This is a genomic window from Geodermatophilus sp. SYSU D00705 (assembly GCF_054050135.1).
In genome coordinates this window covers 79,055-99,135 of record NZ_JBJGYT010000001.1, presented here as the reverse complement: position 1 = coordinate 99,135, position 20,081 = coordinate 79,055, and the positions used below count along the sequence as shown (strand labels likewise).

14 protein-coding genes and 1 tRNA gene are annotated in these 20,081 nt (G+C 74.5%); 4 read left to right on the top strand and 11 right to left on the bottom strand.

The annotated features are described in order from the left end of the window. Positions 1-23: 23 nt before the first annotated feature. The 4 genes from ACI78Q_RS00390 to ACI78Q_RS00375 form a co-directional block, all read right to left on the bottom strand. Positions 24-452, bottom strand: coding sequence for a response regulator (locus ACI78Q_RS00390; protein WP_456921307.1), 429 nt, complete (start codon positions 450-452; stop codon positions 24-26). Between the two features lie 20 nt (positions 453-472). Next, positions 473-1,228 carry a response regulator gene (locus ACI78Q_RS00385; RefSeq protein WP_456921306.1) on the bottom strand — a complete coding sequence of 252 codons (756 nt, stop codon included), beginning with the start codon at positions 1,226-1,228 and terminating at the stop codon, positions 473-475. Further along, a complete protein-coding gene (locus ACI78Q_RS00380; RefSeq protein ID WP_456921305.1) occupies positions 1,225-2,976 on the bottom strand; it encodes a histidine kinase in 1,752 nt (583 codons plus the stop codon). Before ACI78Q_RS00380 ends, ACI78Q_RS00385 begins: the two co-directional genes overlap by 4 nt. 92 nt (positions 2,977-3,068) lie before the next feature. Then, positions 3,069-4,307, bottom strand: coding sequence for a benzoate/H(+) symporter BenE family transporter (locus tag ACI78Q_RS00375; RefSeq protein ID WP_456921303.1), 1,239 nt, complete (start codon positions 4,305-4,307; stop codon positions 3,069-3,071). A 151-nt stretch (positions 4,308-4,458) separates the two neighbouring features. Between ACI78Q_RS00375 and ACI78Q_RS00370 the strand changes: the two genes are divergently transcribed. Both ACI78Q_RS00370 and ACI78Q_RS00365 read left to right on the top strand, forming a co-directional pair. Next, positions 4,459-5,118 carry a hypothetical protein gene (locus tag ACI78Q_RS00370; RefSeq protein ID WP_456921302.1) on the top strand — a complete coding sequence of 220 codons (660 nt, stop codon included), beginning with the start codon at positions 4,459-4,461 and terminating at the stop codon, positions 5,116-5,118. After that, positions 5,115-5,741 carry a GyrI-like domain-containing protein gene (locus ACI78Q_RS00365; RefSeq protein WP_456921300.1) on the top strand — a complete coding sequence of 209 codons (627 nt, stop codon included), beginning with the start codon at positions 5,115-5,117 and terminating at the stop codon, positions 5,739-5,741. Before ACI78Q_RS00370 ends, ACI78Q_RS00365 begins: the two co-directional genes overlap by 4 nt. On the opposite strand, the gene ACI78Q_RS00360 is transcribed toward ACI78Q_RS00365, so the two are convergent. The 3 genes from ACI78Q_RS00360 to ACI78Q_RS00350 all read right to left on the bottom strand — a co-directional run bounded on the left by ACI78Q_RS00360 (position 5,707) and on the right by ACI78Q_RS00350 (position 8,004). Next, positions 5,707-5,779 (bottom strand) — tRNA-Arg (locus ACI78Q_RS00360). The genes ACI78Q_RS00365 and ACI78Q_RS00360 overlap by 35 nt on opposite strands. 536 nt (positions 5,780-6,315) lie before the next feature. Next, complete coding sequence (locus ACI78Q_RS00355; RefSeq protein ID WP_456921298.1) at positions 6,316-6,582, bottom strand: hypothetical protein; 267 nt, start codon at positions 6,580-6,582, stop codon at positions 6,316-6,318. A 588-nt stretch (positions 6,583-7,170) separates the two neighbouring features. Beyond that, on the bottom strand, positions 7,171-8,004 hold the full coding sequence (locus ACI78Q_RS00350) for a PASTA domain-containing protein (RefSeq protein WP_456921297.1): 834 nt from the start codon (positions 8,002-8,004) through the stop codon (positions 7,171-7,173). Positions 8,005-8,559: 555 nt separating this feature from the next. On the opposite strand from ACI78Q_RS00350, the gene ACI78Q_RS00345 reads away from it, so the two are divergent. Further along, complete coding sequence (locus ACI78Q_RS00345) at positions 8,560-9,057, top strand: hypothetical protein (RefSeq protein WP_456921296.1); 498 nt, start codon at positions 8,560-8,562, stop codon at positions 9,055-9,057. Positions 9,058-9,277: 220 nt separating this feature from the next. On the opposite strand, the gene ACI78Q_RS00340 is transcribed toward ACI78Q_RS00345, so the two are convergent. Both ACI78Q_RS00340 and ACI78Q_RS00335 read right to left on the bottom strand, forming a co-directional pair. Then, positions 9,278-10,408, bottom strand: coding sequence for a hypothetical protein (locus ACI78Q_RS00340; protein WP_456921295.1), 1,131 nt, complete (start codon positions 10,406-10,408; stop codon positions 9,278-9,280). Between the two features lie 6 nt (positions 10,409-10,414). Then, positions 10,415-10,618, bottom strand: coding sequence for a hypothetical protein (locus tag ACI78Q_RS00335; RefSeq protein ID WP_456921294.1), 204 nt, complete (start codon positions 10,616-10,618; stop codon positions 10,415-10,417). 86 nt (positions 10,619-10,704) lie between these two features. Here ACI78Q_RS00335 and ACI78Q_RS00330 point away from each other — a divergent pair, with 86 nt between their 5' ends. Then, entirely contained in the window at positions 10,705-11,190 is a 486-nt protein-coding gene (locus ACI78Q_RS00330) for a helix-turn-helix domain-containing protein (RefSeq protein ID WP_456921293.1), read from the top strand. Positions 11,191-11,502: 312 nt separating this feature from the next. On the opposite strand, the gene ACI78Q_RS00325 is transcribed toward ACI78Q_RS00330, so the two are convergent. Further along, on the bottom strand, positions 11,503-13,710 hold the full coding sequence (locus ACI78Q_RS00325; RefSeq protein WP_456921292.1) for an MBL fold metallo-hydrolase: 2,208 nt from the start codon (positions 13,708-13,710) through the stop codon (positions 11,503-11,505). Beyond that, positions 13,707-20,066 carry a hypothetical protein gene (locus ACI78Q_RS00320; protein WP_456921291.1) on the bottom strand — a complete coding sequence of 2,120 codons (6,360 nt, stop codon included), beginning with the start codon at positions 20,064-20,066 and terminating at the stop codon, positions 13,707-13,709. The genes ACI78Q_RS00325 and ACI78Q_RS00320 overlap by 4 nt, the downstream gene beginning before the upstream one ends. Positions 20,067-20,081 lie beyond the last annotated feature (15 nt).

The following is a 20,081-nucleotide window of genomic DNA, read 5'->3' as shown; positions in this document are numbered from 1 at the left end:
CGCACGGTGGTCGAATCTGCTGGTCAGGCGGCCGGCAGCCCATCCCGCCAGCTGGCCTGCGGGGTGTCGGGCCAGCCCGACACCCCGCCCGTGCCGGCGGCGAGCAGGGCGGCGACCAGCCCGTCGAGCGCGCCGTCCTTCTCCACGAAGGCGGCGGCGCCGGCGACGAGCGCCCGTCTGCGGACGCTGCCGGCGGCGCTCATGGCGACCGCGGGCACCGCGGCGGAGGCGAGCTCCTCCAGCAGGGCCAGCCCGGTGCCGGCGTCGGGCAGGTGGACGTCGAGGAGCACCACGTCGGGGCGTGCGCAGGCCAGGCAGCGCCTCAGCTCCGCCGCGGACCCGCAGACGGCGAGCAGCGCCAGGCCGCCGACCTCCGACAGTGCCGCGGTCAGCGCCGCGCGCACCCGCGGGTCGTCGTCGGCCACCAGCAGCCAGAGGGGACCGACGGGCACACGTCCTCCTCCGGCAGTCCTCAGCGGGGCGGGAGCCCGCCCGGGGAGAGAGCCTGACCGCGCGGCGCGCGGCGCGGATGCGGCAGGAGGCCGGACTCCGGCTGCGTCATCCCGCCGACGGACTCGGCCGGATGACGTACCAGCCCCTCGCGGACGGCGTACATCGCCGCCTGCGTGCGGGAGGCCAGGCCGAGCTTGGCGAGGATGTTGCTCACGTGGGTGCGGGCGGTGCGCTCGGTGACCTGCAGGTGCGCGGCGATCTCCCGGTTGGTCCGGCCGTCGGCGATGAGCGCCAGCACCTCCCGCTCGCGCGGGGTGAGGGTGACCGCCCCGACCTGCGGCGTGCGGAGGGCCGCGGTCAGCTCACGGGCGACGGCGGGGGCCAGGTGCACGTCCCCACGGGCGGCGGCGCGGACGGCGGCGGCGACGTCGTCGGCCTCGGCGTCCTTGAGCAGGTAGCCGCTCGCGCCCACCTCCAGCGCGGCCCGGACCTGCGCCTCCTCCAGGAAGCTGGTCACCGCGACCACCTCCACCGACGGCCAGCGCCGCTTGACCTCGCGGGTGGCGGCGATGCCGTCGAGCGCGGGCATCAGCAGGTCCATGAGGACGACGTCGGGCAGCTCCCCGGTGGGCTCGAGGACGGCGAGCCGGTCGAGCGCGGCCCGCCCGTCGGGGGCCTCGCCGACGACCTCGATGTCGTCGACGAGCGCGAAGAACGCGCGCATGCCGTCGCGGACCACCCGGTGGTCGTCGACGAGGAACACCCGGATGCTCACGGCCTGCCTCCTGGCAGTCGGACGGTGACGCGCGTGCCCCGGCCGGGGGCGCTGTCGAGGACGAGGTCGGCGCCGATGGCGGCGGCACGGTCGCGCATGGTGCCCAGCCCGAGGGAGCCGGCGCGCCGCGTGCCGGGGTCGAAGCCCACGCCGTCGTCGGCGACCTCGACGGTGAGGCCGTCGTCAGCGGTGACGGTCACCCCGGCCGCGCCGGCGCGCGCGTGCTTGACGGTGTTGTGCAGCGCCTCGAGCACGATCCGGTACAGGTGCTCCTCGGTCTCGGGCGCCAGCACCGGCCGCTCCGACGGGCCGCTGACGAGGATCGGCAGCCCCTCGCGGGCCCCGAGCGCGGCGGCCTGCTTGGTGACCGCGGCGACCAGCCCCTCCTCGGCCAGCGCGCCGGGGCGCAGCTCGAAGATCAGCGCCCGCATCTCGGCCAGCGCGCCCTGGGTCAGCTCGCGCAACTGGCCGACGGTGCGACCGAGCGGGCCGTCGTCGGGCAGGCCGAGCCGGGCCATCGCCAGCTGGGCGGTGCGTGCGTGCAGGGTCATGGAGAACAGCGCCTGGGAGACCGAGTCGTGCAGGTCCCGGGCCAGACGCTGGCGCTCCAGCAGCGCGGCGGCCCGGCGGCCGTCGGCGAGCAGCCGCGCGTTCTCCACGGCGACGGCGGTCTGGTCGGCGACCGCGCGCAGGAACGCCAGCTCGTCGGCCTCGGGGTCGGGACCGGGCGGCCGGTAGAGGTGCAGGGCACCGAGGCTGCGGCCGAGGGAGTCCAGCGGGAGGGAGAGCACGGTGTCCCACGGCACGCCGTCCAGGTAGCGGTGCAGCGGCGCGGCGAGCGGGTCGGCGAGCTTGCGGGCCGGGGCGTCCCGGGTGAGCAGCAGCTCCTGGTTGCGCAGCGCGGCCGTCGTCGGCAGGTCGGCGCCGGCCGCCCACGTGGCCTGCAGACCCTCCTCGTACCCCTCGGGCAGGCCGTGCGTCGCGAGGACGGCCAGCCGGCCGGTCGCGTCGACGACGTGCAGCGCGGCGGCCACACCGGCACCGGCCTCGACGAGGACGCGGACGACGTCGCCGGCGGTCACCTCCAGCGGCTGGTCGACGGTGAGGCTCCCGGCGACCCGGCCGAGGGCGGTGACCCGCCGTTCCAGCAGCGCCATGGCCTGCGCGCGCTCGCCCTCCTCGGCCCGCAGCGCCGCGCGGGTGCGGTCCAGCCGGACGGCGAGGCCGATGATCGCGGCCGCGGTGCGCAGCGCGGCCTGCTCGGCGGCCGACCAGGTGCGCTCGGCGGTGCACTCGTCGAAGCCGACGTGCCCCCAGAACTCGCCCTCCACGAACACGGGGACGACGACGGTCGAGATCACGCCCTGCGGCTCGAACAGCGCGCGCTCCGCCTGGGGGAAGTCGCGGACGGCGCCGGAGACGATCTCGCCGCGGCCGAGCAGGTCGAGCCACCGGCCGAAGTCGGGCTCGTACGGCATGGCCTGCAGCTGCGGGTCGTTCCCGGCGACGGGGATCCCGGGGGCGTCCCACTCGCCGATGCTCCGGCTGCACAGTCGTCCCTGGTCGTCGAGCACGTGGTCGGCGACGAACACCCGGCTGACCTCCGCGGCCCGCCCGAACGCCCCGAGGATCTCCGGCAGGTGGCGGCGCCACCCGTCGTCCGCCCCGAGGAGACGTTCGGTGGCCGAGCGCGCGGCGTCGAGGATCGCGTCGCGCCGCAGCAGCTCCTGGTCCGGCGTCCCGGTCACCGAGGGCACCGGGTCGCGCGCACACCGGAACTGTAGCGGCACTCCTCTACAGGGGATCGGTCCTGACCGCAACTCGAGCGTCCGCGTCCTGCTCAGGCGGCGGCCTGCCGCAGGTCCCCCCGCTCGAGCAGCACCGCGACGGCGCCGCCGGCGACCAGGCCCCAGAACGCCGAGCCGATGTTCAGCAGGGTCACGTCGGCGACGGTCACCAGGAAGGTGACCAGCGCGCCCAGCGTCAGCCGGCCCGCGAACGCGGTGACGAAGGAGGCCTGCAGCACCCGGAGCATGGCCAGGCCGGCGAGGGTGGCCACGAACGCCGCCGGCGTGCCCAGCAGCAGGTCGGTGGCCAGCGGCGCGAGCACGCCGAAGACGACGGCCAGCAGCCCGCAGACGACGCCGGCCGTGTAGTGCCGCGACCGCTCCCCGGAGGCCGACAGCAGCGCGTTGGTGGGGCCGGTCAAGCAGGTGGAGACGCTTCCGACGGCGGCGGTCAGCAGCGACCAGACGCCGCAGGCGACGGTGATGACGGTGACCGGCGGGGTGTGCCCGGCCGCCCGCAGGACGGCGACGCCCTGCCCGTTCTGGACGACGATGACGGTGATCGCCAGCGGGACGACCAGCTCCAGCAGCGCCTGCACCGACCACGCCGGGGCCTGGAACACCGGCGCGGCCACCCACGAGGTGGCCTCCGGACCGGGGTCGAACCGGCCGGAGACGGCCACCGCGACCGCCCCCACGGCGAGGACGGCGAGCAGCGGCGGCACCACCCGAGCCAGCCCGGGCAGGGCGCTGACCACCAGGAAGGTGAACACCATCGGCCCGGCGAGGGCGAGATCGTCCTGCAGCGCGTGCACCAGGTCCAAGCCGAAGCGCAGGAAGACCCCGGCGACCATCGCCATCACGATCGGCATCGGGATGACCGCCATGAGCCGCCGCACCCAGCCGGTGAGGCCGAGGACGACGATCAGCAGCCCGGTGGCGACGAACGCGCCGACCACCTCCGGCCAGGACAGGTGCGTCAGCGCCGGGCCGACCAGGACGGTGCCAGGGATGGTCCAGAAGAACGACAGCGGCTGCCGGTACAGCCAGCAGGCCAGCACGGTGAGGACGCCGTTGAGGGCGAAGCACCCGAACAGCCAGGACGCCAACTGGTCGCGGCTGAGCCCGCCCGCGCCGCCGACGGCGAGGATGACGGCGACCGGGCCGGTGGCGGCGAAGACGAAGCCGATGAGGCCGTTGGCGGCGTAGACGGCCCCGAGGTCGCGGGCCACCTGCCGGAGACCGGCCGGCGGCCGGGCGGGGCGCTCCAGCAGGTGCTCGGGATCCGCCATGCCCTCCCCCGCCGCTGCCGTGTCCCCGGCATCATGACCCGCACCCCCGCGAGCCGCGCCTCCGCCGGTCGGCACGGCGGAGCCCCACGACCCGGTCCGCCGGGCCGGGAGGCCCTGTCCGCGCCCCGGCGCCCGGCGCTTCGGTGGCCCCATGACCGACCTGGACGCACCGCCGGTCACCGTCACGCCTGCCTCGCTGCGCATCGACGAGGTGATGCCGCACTTCGACACCAACGTCGTGCAGCACATCGTCGTGAACGCCGGACCGCGGGAGACCTACGAGGCCCTGCTGGACGCCGACTTGATGGACAACCCCCTGACCCGGCTCATGGTCGGCGTCCGGGACCTGCCCAACGTGCTGCGCAGTCGCGAGCTCACCCGCCGGCCGGGATTCCGCATCCGCGACACCACGGCGGGCGAGGAGGGCGGCTGGGTGTCGCTGCGCGAGGCGCCCGGGGTGGAGTTCCTCGTCGGACTGGTCGGCCGGTTCTGGCAGCGCGACTACGGGATCGTGCGCCTGCGCCCGGAGGAGTTCGCCGGCTTCGACCGCCCGGGCTACGCCAAGACCGTCGCCGCCTTCTCCCTCCACCCGCACGGCGCGGGGCGCACTCTGCTCACCTACGAGTGCCGCACGGTGACCACCGATGCGACGGCCCGGCGCCGCTTCGGGGCGTACTGGCTGCTGCTGCGCCCGTTCGTCCGGCAGCTGCAGCGCGCCACGCTGGTGGCGGTGAAGCGTCAGGCCGAGCACGCCCGCACCCCGCACCCGGCGTCGGCCTTCGCGCCACTGCCCGCGGACGGCGACCGGTGAGCACGCAGCAGGTCGAGGAGGTCAGGCTGCAGCAGCAGCCGGCCACGGTGGTGCGCGGGCACGTCGCCGAGGAGGCGCTGCCGGAGTTCCTCGGCGCGGCGTTCGAGGAGACCCTCGCGGCCATCTCCCGCCAGGGGCACACCCCTGCCGGCCCGCCCTTCGCCTGCTACCTCATGACCGACACCGGTGTCGACGTCGAGGCCGGGTTCCCCGTGACCGGACCGGTGACCGCGGCCGGCCGGGTCGTCCCCACCGAGTTGCCGGGCGGGCCGGCGGTGCGCGTCCTGCACCGCGGCCCCCACGCCGGGGTGGCGGAGGCCTACGCCCGCGGCGAGCGCTGGCTGGCCGAGCCCGGACGTCGAGCAGCCGCGGACCGTCGTCCACCTGCCCGTCCGGACCGGGTGACCCGCACCGCCCGGCGACCGGGTACCTCCGCGGATGCTCGTGCTCTGCCCACGGTGATGGGCAGAGCACGAGCATCCGCGGGGGAGGTCCCGGTGGGACGCCGCAGCCCGCGACCAGGGCCACCAACACATCGCGGCCCCGTCCTCGGTGAGGGCGGGGCCGCGGTGCTGTCTCAACCAGACGTGCACCCGAAGGGATTCGAACCCCTAACCTTCTGATCCGTAGTCAGATGCTCTATCCGTTGAGCTACGGGTGCGGCACCGCGTGAGCGGCACAGGAACGAGTGTACCGGGTGCCGTACGGCCTCCGCCGAGGGCCTGCCCCGCGGCGGTCCATGCCTTCCTGACCAGCATGGATGCGTCGCGGAGGAGGGCGGGCGCGCCATCGTCCGTCGTGCCGGGGTACGCGCGGCCCTCGGCGGCGGTCGCGGTCGATGGCAGCGGCCTCCACGGCCTGCTGTGTCCGGCCGACCGGCGTCCTGTGTCCGGAGCTGCCGCCGGCCCGCGGAGTGTGTCCATGCCCGCCGTTCCTTCCCCGGGTGTTCCCGGTCGCCTCGTCCTGCGCCGTGAGGCTCGCACGCCCGTCGGACAGCGACGGTGCCGACGATCTGGGACCCGGCAGCCATCAGGGGACGATGCGCCGGGACCACCGGCGACAGCCGACCGCCCTTACACCGCCTTCACCTCTTCACCTCTTTACCCGGTGCTCGTGTACGAAGCCGGGCGGACCGAGGTGGACGCAGGCCATGTCACGCCGGCCACCGACCCGGCCCCCGCGCGGCGGGCACCCGGCCTACTGCCGTCGGCGGAGCCGGTCCGAGAGGCCCCACCCGTCGGAGGCCGCACCGATGAGCTCAGCGGCCGCCGCCACGGCCACACCCACCCAGCCCAGCGATCCACCCAACAGCGCTGCGGCCACTACCAGCACGAGGCCTACGGCGAGGAGGGCAACGACGACACTGCGGCGGCGACGCCGACGCTGCTCCGCGAGCGCGGCCCGCTCGCGGCTCCGCCGCAGCACGTCCGACTGCACCTGGTGCTCCAGGGCGCGCTGTTCCACGGGGCTCCGTCGTCGCCGGAGCTGGCCTGTCTGATCCACGTATCCGTTCACGAGTCGGGATGGTTCAACGCGGCCCGCGTTAGTGTCGCGTCCTCGCGTACCCGCGGTCCGAATCGCCATCCCCGGCCGGGCGGCACGAACACAGCCGGGCGACACGGTGACCACCACTGCCGGTGGCCGGCATCTCAGGCTTCGCCCGGCCCGCACGCCGCAGGCCAGCAGCAGGCCAGCGGCAGTCGCGAGAGCCGCCCGCCCCCGAGCGGAGAGACCTGCGTGGGAACGGGCATGGGAACAGGTGGGGCGCCGGTGCCTGAGCACGGTTCGACTCCTTGCGGAACGGGTGTCGAACTCGGCCCTCAGCCAGCAGTTCAGGCCGAGGGTGCCACGCCTGAACGGGCAGACGCCCACGACGCGCCGCGGCGATGGAGGAATCGTCCCGTCCCCGGGCTGCGGCTGCCCGAAGATCGGGGGAGAAGCTCCTGGACGAGCCTTCCTGCACCGCGGGGGCTCTACCGGTGAAGGTCGACCCTGCGCGCGTCGAAGTTGCCGACGAGAAGCGCCGAAATGCCCCCCGGCTGGTGGGCAAGGTCAGCAGAAGCGCGTCGGGCACGCCCATCCCGGCACGTTGAAGTCGTCGTCGCCATCGCCGTACCCGTACCCGTACCCGTACTGGCCTCCGCTACTGCCACCGCTGGAGTACTCCGTCTGCGGCTCGTCCCCCACGGTCACGAAGAGCATCTGTCCCATCCGCAGCGGCGCTCCCGTCGCCGGCACCGACCCGATCAGCGGCGCGTCGGTGTACGGCGACGCAGACGCGAGCTCGGCGCGTGCGGCCTGTTCGGCCGGCGGCTCCAGCGACGGGTCGTCGAGCAATCCAGGTATCGGCTGCTGGAACGACCCCAGGAAGGACGGATGCGGCGGCTCGTGCCCGGGAGCGTGGGCGAAGTCGACTAGGTCCTCCACCTCGAACAGGAGTTGCCCCTGCGCGGTCAGGTCGGCGACGGCCACGTCCGACGGCAGCGGTGGCATCACCGGATGCGCGCCGAACCACTGGTACTCCGTGGTCTGCAACGCGAAGAGGTAGATGGGGTCGCCGACCGCCCACGTCTGCCCGGCGGCCGGCCGCGTGGTGACCACCGTCCACTCCGAGCCCGTCGACGCGTACTCGACCCGCTCCCGCGGGGACAGGTCGTGGACTATGGGCTCCCCGTCGTCGAAGTAGTCGCGGTGGCCGAGCTCGCGCAGCTGCGCGTCGGCCACGTCGAGCTGCACACCGGCGAGGTCCGGCACGACCACCGCGACCGGCTCCGGCTTTTCGGGCCCCGCCCCGTCCGGGCCGAAGAACTGGTACAGGGCGGTGAGCACGACCACGAGAAGCACGTAGACGCCGTTACCTGACTTCGCCTGCTGCCGTGCGGCCACCTACCGGCCCGCCCGGCCGTTACGGAACTGGAAGGTCACGGCCGCCACGGTGACAGGCGGCACCGTCGACGCCGGTGACCGCGACGCCGACACCGCCCCATCGCTCCCATGCTTCCCGCGAACCGCACCCTCACCCTCCGGGCGCCATCACCCCGCTCCGCCGCGCCCGGCCGCCACCGCGTGGGTCAGGGTGCCGCGGGAGCATCCACCGCCCGTTGCGCTACGGCGAAGTCGACGGGCAGCGCTCCGGGACTGACTCCCCCGTCGGGTCGATGGGAGAGCAGGCAGCGGTAACGAGCATCCGAGAAGCCCGGATGCTGCCCGCCTCGTTCACCCGGTCGTGTGATGGCACCCAGCATCGAGACCGCTAACATCACAACCGGTGGCCCGCTGCTCCGGCCGTACCGGAGGTGCACCACCCACCGCCCCAGTCGTTCGGATTCCCCTCTGGCAGCCGCACTGCCGGTGGACGTCCCGCTGAGGCCGCCTCAGACAACGACCGATCGTGCCGCGTCCCGTGGGGCCGCGGCGCGTTGCTGACCTGTGGAGACCGACATGACGTACGCCAGCAACCCCCCGCACGACTACCTGACCCAGGACCTGGCCAACGGCAAGGTCCGCATCCTGGCCCTGGAGGAAGTCGTCGACGCTGAGTCCAACGACGACTACGAGAACCTGCGGGCGGTCACGTCGCTGGACTGGGCGCTGGGCCTGGACCTCTGCTACACGATGAAGGACCTGACGGACGAGATCGCGACGGTGGCGGCGCAGCTCGAGGACGGCCTGACGCCGAAGGATCGGGCGGCTCGCCGGCCCTCCGCGGCGGCGCGTGTCCGGGCCGCGCGTCACTTGGCGTCCCCCGGGCAGGAGGCGCCGGTGCTGCGCGAGCTGATCGCGCTGAGCGGGCACACACCCGCAGCAGTCGCAACCGCCGTGCTCGCCGAACTGGACCGCCTCGGCATGGACGGGATCTCCGTCACGGCCTCCGTTCGCGCCGCCGACTCAGCCACCGAGCAGAGCTCCGAGGCGCAGGCCCCCATCTCGGTCATCTGACCGAGAAGCCGCGGCGGCACGTGCGCCCCACGGCCGGTGGGCAGCCGGCTTCGGCACCCACTGCCGTGAGCGGCCAGGACCGCACGGCCCTCCACATGCTGAGCTGAAGTTGAGCAGGGCCGTGACGGGGGTGGCGTCGGGAAGATCCCGACGCCACCCCCGGCGCTGGGGACCCCACCCGGTTCCCGGTGGGCTGGGCGACCAGAGATCCCGCAGCAGGTCAGTCCGACGTCGGCATGACGGTGACGGGTGAGGGGGGTGCCGCCTCCAGTTCCAGGCGAGCCGGACCGGCGGCGACGGAAGCGGGCAGACGCTTCCGCACGGCGGTGAGAGCCTGCACCTGGGTCCGGCGTGCGCACGCGGCGCTGGCGGCCTCGCCGTCACGGTATGCGCCGAGCACGATGCCATCGGTGCTGAACAGGCGTGCCCAGGCGCTGCGCCCGGCCATCACGCTGTCGGCGTTCTTGATTCGCTGGAGGGCCTCGCGCGCATCGTCGACGTACTGCTCGCCGAGCCGGCGGACCTCCTGCGCCGCGGACAAGCTGTTCTCTCTCCTGTCGGCCTTCCTCGCGAGCATCAACTCCCCCCACTTCTTCAGCGAGCGCAGCAGGTACCACTCGAGGTGGATGAGGTTCTGCACCCGTTCGGCCTCGATGGCCTCGACCGCCGTCGCCTGGTCCACGCTGGTGAACCCGAGCGTGTCGGCGACCGTGTGGAGTTCGCTGATGAGCTGGCGGTGCTGCTTCTTGAGCACGTGCTCAAGACCGGCGAGCCGATCCCAGTCGGTGGAACCGATCCCGTGTTCGGCGCGGTAACGGGCGTAGACCTCGTCAATGGTCTCGGTGGCGGCCAGGACCTCGGCCTCCTGCTCCAGCCGCAGGAACTGCAGGATCGCCTTGACGTCCTGGGCCATCTGCTCGACCAGCGCGGTGAGCCGGCGGATGTCAGCCTGCATTTGTGCGACGGCGAGCGCGGTGGCCACGGCGAGCGGGTCGAAGGGCGGCAGCGCCCCCGACGCCGAGGCCGGCGGCGGCACCTCCTTGATCTGGACGTTGCGATGGATGCCCGTGTCGTTCCACAGGCTGCCGTAGGAGTAGCCGCCCTGTCCGCGCCGTTGGAGCGTGTCCCACGCCCGGAGGTCCTCCGGGCGCATCACGAAGTGCCGAACGCTGGCGTTCTGCGCCGGTGCACCGTCCCGGTCGAACAGATGAGTGGCGACGGCCTCGAACGCCGCCTTCGCCAGCGGCTGCCAGTCCTTCGTCGGCCGCCCCGGGGTGACCGCCGCCAGTTGGTTGTCGCCGGTACGGAGCAGGAGGACCCGGTCGGGAAGTGCGGGATCCATGCTGGTCATTCCGGATCAACCGGCCTGGTCGAGGTTCTCACCCGCGGGCGCCTCGCCGCCCTCGGCGGTCGTCGCGTCCGTCGACGGGGCAGCTCCGAGGAACCGGCCGACCGCGGCGCCAGCGGCCCCCAATGCAGCCGCGCCCACCGGGCCGGCGACCGCCCAGCCCGCGGCGGTTCCGACGACGCCACCCGTCGTCGCTGCCGTGTTCTTGTCCATGCTGCCCTCCCTGGTACTGTTTGGTACACGGCAACATGCCAGCAACCCGTAGGTACTGTCAAGTACTGTTTGGTACAGGAGGCAGCGTGACCATCCCGCCTGCCGATCCGTACGAGGGACTGGGCGACGCGATCAAGGAGCTGCGGCTCGAGCGCGGGGCGACGCGCAAGGAGGTCAAGGACGCCGCCCGGATCAGCCTCGAGTACCTGGGGAAGATCGAGAGAGGCGAGCGGAAGCCTCAGCCCGACGTCGTTGCACGCATCGCCGCCGCACTGGACACGACCTCGACCGACCTCCTGGCACGGGCCCGGGGCGTCCACGCCGGCTACCACGACGGCCTTGTCGCGGGGGCTCTGGCCGTGCCGATCGGTGCGTTCGCTACCGGAGGGCTTCTCGGTGCCTCCCTGGTCTCCGCCGCGCAGGACCTCCGTCGGGGGGCGGATCGTCGCCGACTTCTCGAGGAACTCGAGAGCCGGCTGACTGCACTGTCCGACGAGGAGTTGGCCCTGCTCGTCGCGGCGATTCCACACCGACCGGACGAGGAGACGCCTCATGACGATGACCGCGGCTGATCGCCTCTGCACCACCGACGGAAGCCGCGCCGTGCGGGCACTGGGCCACCGGTAGACCCTAGAAGCAGCGCCGCTGCCGTTGCCTATCAGACGGCCACAGCGTGCAGCTAGCGCCGCCAGACCTTCGCGACGCAGGTCTCCCGTCGCTCGCCGTGGCCCGGAGGCACCGGCGCCTGCGTCGGCGATCTCCGAGGTCGGCCCGTAGGCGGCATAGTCGCCTTCCGAGCTGCCGCTGTAGGCCCGACTCGTCGGTGCTGACCGAGCACGCAGGGGACCGGTGTCCCGGCGCAGGTCTGCCGAGGGCGTCGGGGGCTACACGGGCGACGACGGACGCCACAGCCCGGCTGGGGTCGTGGCCTGCTGCCTCATCGCCAGCCGCTGTGCGAATGCCGCCTGCCCGGACGCCTCGCCGTGCACGAGCATCACCTCGCGGGCGCCGGCCTCGGCGGTGATGGCGACCAGCTCGTCGGCCGAGGCATGTGCGCCGAGGCCGTAGCGGGCCACATGCGCGGCGACATCTACGGCGACCGGTGAGCCGCCGGCGGTGGGCAGCTCGAACCGCCCACCGCCGGCCTCAGCCAGCGCCAGCAGCCGCCCACCGGGAGATTCCTCGTCCTGGTAGCCGACGATCATCAGCCCGGCCGCGGGGTCGGGCAGCAGCTCTCGCGCCCAGGAGACGGCCGGCCCGGCCGTGAGCATCCCCGAGGTGGCGATGACCACGCCGGAGCGCAGACCCGCGATCGCGGCCTGAGTGCCACCGGTAGGGACGCGGCGCACGCGGGAACCGAAGATGCGCAGCGGCCCGCCATCGGGGCCGGTGTGCGACTCGTACACCGCGGTCACGTCACGCGCCATCCCGTCGACGAGGACGTCGACGTCGGGCAGGTGCTCGGCCAGGACCGCGGCGACCTCCTGTGCGCGGCCGAGGGCGAACGCGGGGATGAGCACCCGTCCACCGGCAGAGGTGACCGTGGCCACGTCCCGCACCAGCTGGGCGACCTCGACCTCCCGCGGCGCACGGCGGCCGGACCCGGCGTAGGTCGACTCGAGCAGCATCAGGTCCGCGCCCTTCGCGGACTCGGGGATCTCGATGCCGCCGACGGTCTTCTGCCCGGGCCGGGACACGTCGCCGGTGACGACGACCCGCTTGCCCCCCGTGTGCACGACGACACCGGCGGCACCAACGATGTGACCGGCCGGGAACAGCTCGATCTCGACGTCGGCGACCCGCTGCCGACGGCCATACGAGGTCGGCACCAGCCGCGCCAGGGCCCGCTCGACGTCGGTACGGTCGAACGGGGCGGCCTGGCCCGGGCTGCCGCGGCGCGCCAGAACCTTCGCCGAGTCGAACCACATGGTTGCCAGCAGGTCGGCGGTCGGCGCGGTGGCATAGACAGGGGTGTCGGGGCGGCGGGCGAGGACCACGGGCACCCAGCCGGCGTGGTCGTTGTGCGCGTGGGTGAGGACGACGCCGTGCAGTGGCCCGGCGAACGCCTCCTCGATTCGACGCGGTGCGATCGACTCGGCGTCGCTGCCGCCGGGCCGGGACCCGGCGTCGACCAGAAGCCGGGTGTCGCCGGCGGTGACCAGCACACACGAGCCACCGACCTCGGCGCCGCCACCGAGGACATCGACGCGCAGCTCCCGCTCGGCGGTCACCGCGACCGGCTGCGGTGGGCGGGCGAACGCCTCCAGCACCGCAGGCAGCCACTGCGCGACCGTCGCGGCGACGTCGGCGGGCAGGCCGGCGATGCGGGCGGCAGCGGCCAGCCGCTCGGTGTCAACGGCCGGAGCGAGCACAGATGCGCGCGTCGGGTCGACCCGTTCAGGTTCGCCGGCGCCCACGCCCCGCGGGTCGACGGGGCCGCGGACATCGCCCGGGGTCAGCGCGGCGGCCAGGTGATCGGCGGCGCGCAGCGGCTCGGCGGCGTCGCGGCGGGCGGCGGCCAGCTGCGCCTCGGCGGCCTCGGCGCGGGCCTCCAGCGCGGTGAGGGCGTCGGTGAGCTCGGCGACCTCGTCGCGCAGCCGGGCCGCGGCGGCCTCGGCGGCGGAGGCCTGCGCGCGCGCCCGGTCACGGGCAGCGCGAGCCTCAGCGAGCCGGCGGTCGGCACGCGCAGCCCCTCGCTGCTGCGGCGGCGCCTTCTCGGCCGCGGCGGCCTGCCGGGCGGCCCGGCCGCGGGCCCGACGCTCTTCGGCGAGCAGGCCACGCACGGCCCGCACGCCGCGGCCGACGGCTTCGGCGTCCGACGACAGCAGGAGGTCGGCGACCGGCTGCCCATCGTCACCGTCGCCGTCCGCAGGTCGGGACGGTTGCGTGCGCAGGTGCGCGGCGGCGGCCCGCAGCGCCGGCACCGTCTCCAGCAGACCCAGCATCCGGTTGATGCCGTCGGCGTCGGCGACGACGGCATCCGGGTCGATCGGCTGCTTCGACCGGCCGGCGACGACCGTCGCCGCCGCGTGCAGTGCAGCGTGCACGGCGGGTGGCAGGACCCGGCCGGGCGCCGGCGGAGCTGCGGTCACGCGTCCGCTCCGCCCGCTGCCTCCTGCCGGGCCACGGCGGCGGCCAGCACCGGCTCGGCCTGCACCCGCCCGTCCGAAGCCACGGCGAGGCAGCCCAACGCGAGGAGGGTGTCGACGGCCGCGGCGACGCCGCTGAAACCGGCTGCCGTGACCACGTCGGTCAGTGCGGCGTCGTCGGCGAGGACGGCGGCCACCTCGTCAGGCTGCTCGCCGTGCTCGGAGGTGAGCTCGGCGGCGGTGGCGAACACCGCCCGCAGCGCTGCGGAGTCCGCGCCGATGCCAGCGTCGGCGGGCAGTCGGGTTCCGGCGTCGGCGTTCAGCCACGTGGCGGTGTCCTCCAGCAGCCGGGTGGCCCCGGGTGCGGGGCTGCCCGCGGCGGCCAGCGCCACGGTGTGCGCAAGTACCTTCGGCCAGCAGCCGGTGACCGCGGCCAGCCGGGCGCGGGACGCCTCGTCGGGGAACGGCAGGTTGTCCTGGTCGCACCACAGCCGCAGGCCGGCCTCGTCGACGCGGGCCAGGTCGATGCGGACGCTGCGGGTCACCCACGCCGGCGCGTTGCCCGGCGCGCAGATCACGGCGACGGTCACGTCGACCGAGGCGGTGTCCACGGCGGCCTCCGCGGCGGTGAACAGCGCCGCCAGCGCGTCGGTCGAGGCGGCGCGGGCGTCGGCGAGCACGAGGGTCGCGTCGGTGGCCGCCTTTGCGACCTCGGCCCGGACGCCGTCGGGAGTGACGGTGTGGCAGCGGGTCAGCGCCCCCAGCCACATCGCTCCGGAGGCGTGCGCGGCCTCCACGGCGGCCACCACTGCCCCCACCCCGAGAGCCGCCGATCCGGTGATGGCGAGCACCTGCCGGCGGGCATCGAACAGCCTGCCGAGCTGCCGTTCGGTCAGCGGGCTGCGGCCGGCCTCGCCGAACGGCCGGCGGTGGCTGCCGGCGTCCGAGGCGGTGGGCACGGTGAGCCGGTCGGGCGCGGAGTACAGAGTCTCCAGCACCTCCTCCTCGGTGCCCAGCAGCCGCAGCACGCTCGGGGTGCGCAGCCGGTACCGGCCGCCGTCGGCGGCGAGCACGCCGAGGTCGACACATTCGGCGACCAGGCCACGGAAGTCGTCAGCGCCGCAGGCGGCGAATCCAGCCGGCCAGTGCGCCCGGCACTCCTCGGACAGCTCCAGCAGGCTCAGGCTGTAGTCGATGCCGTGCTCGTGCGCCGCGGCGGCGATCGCGTAGGCGATCACCAGGTAACGGTGGTCGAGGTTGAGCGTGAGCACGTACTTGTCCCGGTACGCCGCGCGCAGGTCGGCGTCGGCGAACACGACGTCGACGTCCTCGGCGGTGACCATCTGCGGCGGCCCGTCGGCGGGCACCGGCTGGGCGGCCATGTGCTCCATCAGCGCCGCGCCGAACAGCTGCAGCAGGGCGGGCATGTTGTTGGCCAGCGCGAGAATCCGCGCCGGGAGCGTCTCGGGGTCGGCGAACTCGAACCCCAGCGCGGCCAGCGGTTCGGTGAGCAGCTCGAGGGCGTGCTGCGGCCGCAGTGGCCCGACGACGATCGGGCGCCCGAGGTGCGCCAGCGGCTGGTTGGGCAGCGACTCGAAGCGGGCGGTGCGGTGCAGCCCGGCGAAGACGAACTTCACCCGCCCGCCGGACTCCAGCATGATCCGTCGGCACCGGTCGACGTGGGCGAACCGGGCGTCGACGGCGTCGGCGTCGAGGAAGGCGTCGGCCTCGTCCAAGAGGATCAGCAGCGCCCGGCTCGCGTTGCCTTCCAGCCAGCGCAGCACCGCCGCGTGCACCAGCTCGCCCAGGTCACCGGCCGGCGCGGTCTCGCCGACGACGCCGGCCCGGTGCAGCTCCGGCCACAGCGTCAACCACAGCCGCTCCGGGTCCCCGTGCCCCCCGACGGTGAACAGGCTGGTCAGCACGGCGTGCCGGGCGGTGCCGGACTCGATGAACCGGCGCTGCGCCTCCCGCAGCAGCGCGGACTTGCCCAGCTGCCGCCCGCCGGAGACGAACGACGGGCCAGAGAGATCCAGCACCGCGGCCAGCTCCTCGGTGCGCCCGTAGAACATCTCCTCCGGGGTCTTGCCTGGGGTGTCGCGGTACGGGCTGGCTGCGGTGAACGGTAGCGAGATCGCTGCGAACGTCGACCGCCGCGGTTCAGGCTGGCACACCAGGTAGGCCAGCGCGGCGGCATCGAGCCACAGCAGCGGCGGCCGCGGGCGGCCGCGGGCGGCGTCGGCGATCGCGCGCCGCTGTGCGGCCGACAGCGCCGGCCCGGTCCACAGCACCAGCACCGTCTGGTCAGGCGCCTCGCTGCTCATCCACTCCAGCACCGTCGTCGGGCTGGGGGCGCTCTTGACCAGCAGCAGCCGCAGCGTCGACCCGTCGGTGCTCATCCCCGAGCCGAGGGTCGGGGTGAGCGCGTTGCCGAAGCCGGTGACCCGGTGCAGGGTCAGCCACTGCCGGCCGGCCTGCCCGGCCGGGGAAGGGTGCTGGCGGACCTCTCCGAACTCCAGGCCGGCCTGGGACAGCACCAGGCGCAGAGCGCCTGCCAACTCGACCGACCGCTGGGTGCCGCGCCCGCCGATGAGCGCCTCCCGCCACGCGCCGATCGCCTTGCGGGCGGCGTCGCGGCGGACCTCGGGCAGCCCAGCCGGATCGCACCCCGCGCCGATGAGCCGCGCAACTCCGTCCGACGGGGGCCCACCGGAGAGGGTCAGGTGCAACTCGCCGAGCAGGTTCGGGTGCGCGGCGGCGATGTCGGGCACGGCCGGAAAGAACCGCTGCAGGTGCACCGGCTCGACGCGCGGTTGCGGCAGCGGGTGTCCGGCGAGCGCGGCCTGCAGGTGCTCCTCGGCGCTGGCGACGTGCCCGTCTCGGACCCACGCCGACAGCTGGTCGGCGGCGGCGGCGACCGTGGTGCTGGCCTGCGCATGCTCGGCGATCCGGGCCAGGGTCGCGTCGATCTTGCGCTGCTGGTGAGCATCGAGCTCGGCGCGGATGCCGGCGCCGGCGGATCGGATGCGCCCGTAGTCGCGCCGGGTGTTCTCGTCCAGCGCTCGCGCCCGTGACGCCAGCGCCGCCCACGGCCCGTCGTCGAGAGTGCCGGCCAGGCGCCGGGCGTCGATGAGGGCGCGCAACGCGGCAACCTCGTCGCCGACAGTCCCGGCCATGCCGGTGATGTCGATGGCGCGCTGCCGGTCCAGCGCCGCGGCGATCGCCGGGTCCTCGGCGCGCAGGCCGGCGACGAGCACCGCCGTCAGGTCGTGGTCGCCGCGGGCGGCGCGCCGGGCGTAGACGGACTCGGCGTCGGCCGCCTCTGCGGCGACCGCCAGCAGCGCCGGCAGGGTGTCGCTGGTCAGACCCGCATCGGGCAGCAGCGTGTCGGCCGCCAGAGGCAGGTCCGTGGCCATCAGCTCGGCGTGCGCGGTGTAGGCGGCCGACGGCTCGCCGCCGCCGGGGGCGCCGCCCTCGCAGATGGAGAACGCGTCGTCGAGCAACTGCGCGGCCGCGACGACGGTCGCGGCGGCGTCAACGTCGTCTCCGGCCTGTTCGCCGAGCTCGGCGAACGCACGCTCGCGAACGGCGGCCAGCCGCTGCCGCAGCCTGTTCAGCGGCGCGGCCTGCCAGGCGCCAGAGGAGGTAGCGGAGGCGTGCCCGACCTGTTCGGCGGCGTTCGCCCAGCGGACCGCGAGGTCCAGCGCCTCGTCCCAGCGCGCCAGGAGGGTGCCGCGGGCCCCGGCCTTGATCTGCCGCTTCTGGCCGCGGTTCAGCTCGGCGAAGGTGGTATCGATCGCCTTCGCCGCCTTGCCCCGCAGGTTGACGACCCGCTCACGCACGACAGAGACGTCCTCCGGGTCGTTGGCGGCGACCATGCCGAGCAGCAGCCCCAGCTCCCCCTCGGGGTTCAGCCAGGCCCCGTACACGCCGTTGGCGGGCACGTACTTGATGGGTCGACGGCCGCCGGGAGTGAGCAACTCCTCGGCGGTGCGGGCCGCCTCGGCGGTCTCACTCTCCGCCGCGGCGAGCGTGCCGACGACGTCGGCTGCCTCAGCGACGACGACGATGCCGGCGCGGCTGGCGTCGGCGAGCGCGTCGACTGCCTCGGTCAGCGCCGGCTGGTCCCCCACGCACGGCAGCAGGTCCAGCAGCACGTTGGCCGGGGACGCCGACGGCGCGAGCAGGGCGATCCGGGCGGACGCGGCCAGGGTCAGCAGCTGTCCGGCGCGGTCCTCGGCGAGCTTGTCGCGGGTCACCTCACTGGCCAGCTCAGCGAACGCCGTCGCCAGCGGGCCGGTAGGGGTGGTGAGCGCGTCGGCGTAGGCGGCCAGGCGACGGGCGGCGACCGAGGGCGAGGCGGCGCCGGCGGCCTCGAGGATGTCCGCGGCCAAGCCGAACCGGCGGTCGGCCATCAGCCTGACGATCGCAGTGGGAACGTCCTCGGCCTCGACGTCGGCCTCGGCGTCGGCGGACTCGTCCGGAGCGTCGTCGGCCGCAGGGGCCGCGGTGTCCGGCGCCTCGGCGGCGGCCCGGCGGCGGTGTGCGCCGACCGCGGCGAGAGCGGCTCCGGCGCCACCGGTGAGGGCCTCATCGAGCTCACTGAGGTCGAGGGCGTCGATGCCGTCGAGAGGGCCGACATTGGCCTCAAGGGCGGGGCCGACGTCGAGCTCGGTGTTGGCGCCGATGTCGACGCCGGCGGGCATGGGCGGGTCCGGCCACGCGTCGTCGCCGCTCTCGTCCGACGCGGTGCCCGGGGCCTGCTCCGGGTCCTCGTCCGACCGCTCCACGGCGCCCTGGGGAGAGTCCACCGCCGTATCTGCGCCCTCGGCGAGGGCCTCGTCAGGAACGATGGGACCGACGGAGGCGATGCCGTCGAGGAGATCGGAGTCCACGCCCGGTTCGAGGCCGGAGGTGGCGTCGGTGGCCGGAACGTCGTGGAGGTCGCTGCGATCTGAGGAGGCGTTGCCGGCGGCCACGCGCGGGGCCAGCCGCCGGTCGTCCCCGTCCTCCGCGTGAGCGTCGCCCGAGGCCGGTAACGACAGCTGCGTCGACACCTCCACGGCGTCCTCACCGGTGAGCTCGCCCACGTTGACGGCGGCCGCTGTGCCGGCGTCGATCGCGGACACCGCTTTGGGGACGGTCACGTAGCCCATCGCGGCGGCGGTGAAGATCGCCGCCGCCTCCGGCCACAGCGCGGCCGCGGCCGCCTGCGCCTCGGCGACCGCCGCGAAGTCGACGAGTTCACCGCTGCGCTGTGCGGCGATGAGGTCGAGTACCCGCAGCAGCGCGGCCAGCGGCTCCCGCGACACCTCCCGATCGTCGATCGCGGCGGCGGCGGCGGCGCGGACCTGCTCGAGGGCAGGGCGCACGCCCGGGTGCCCCTCAAGCGCCGCCAGCCGCCGCAACCACGCCGCATCAGCGGCCGCCGCCAGCTGCGCCCGGAGCGCCGATACGCCTTCATGGATCCCGGCACGGGACTTCGGCAGCTCCGCGGACGTGCGGGCCCGCAGGTCGCGCAGTGCCCCGACCGCGGTCTCGACATGCTCGACGACCTGGTTCAGGACCCCGTCCGTGGGCAACCGCCCCGCGCGTAGCTCGCCGGCGACCGCGGTGGCGGCGTCCGTCGCCGCCTCCCATCGCATCAGCACTAGGTCGCCGCGGTCGATGACGGCCTCGACATCCGGGTCTGCGCCGCCGTGCAGCGCCTCGGTGGTGGCCCTGTCCGCCGCCTCGACCTCCGGCTCGTCCAGCTCGACATCGCCGGCGTCGGTGCCGGTGGCCGCGGCACGCAGGTCGGGCAGGCTGCGGACCTTCTCCAGCGCTCGCTCGAGAGAGGCGTCGTCGATGTCGCCGTTGCCGGTCAGACCCAGGTCGGACAACCGCGCGGCGGGCGACAGCTCAGCCAACCCGGCATGCGGAACCGGCGGCATCTCGGGATAGCGGCCGATCAGCTCGGTGTACGCGTCGCGCGCGGTCTCCTCGGTGACCGCCAGCAGTGTGAGCGCCACTGCGGAGGCGGCCGTGTCGGTCGCGATGGCATTGGCCAGCCCGGCGCGCAGTAGAGCCGGCGACAGCTCCCGCCCGGTCAGGTTGAGGTTGCCGGCCAAGTGCGGATGCTCGGCGAGCACTACAGCCGCCTGGCCGTGGTCACCGCCGAGCACCGCTGCCCACTGCTCCGTGTCGAGGTCGTGGTCCAACGCCGAGGCCAGCGGCCCGGTGAGGTCCCGCAGCACCTCACCATCGGCCGACTCCGCGCGGGCTCGGGCCAGCAGTTGCGCGGCCATGCCGCGGTTGACCGTGGCCGCACCCCGCAGGCCGAGGACGCTGAGCACGTACTGCCGCGACCGTGCCGGCATCGCGCGCAGTACCCG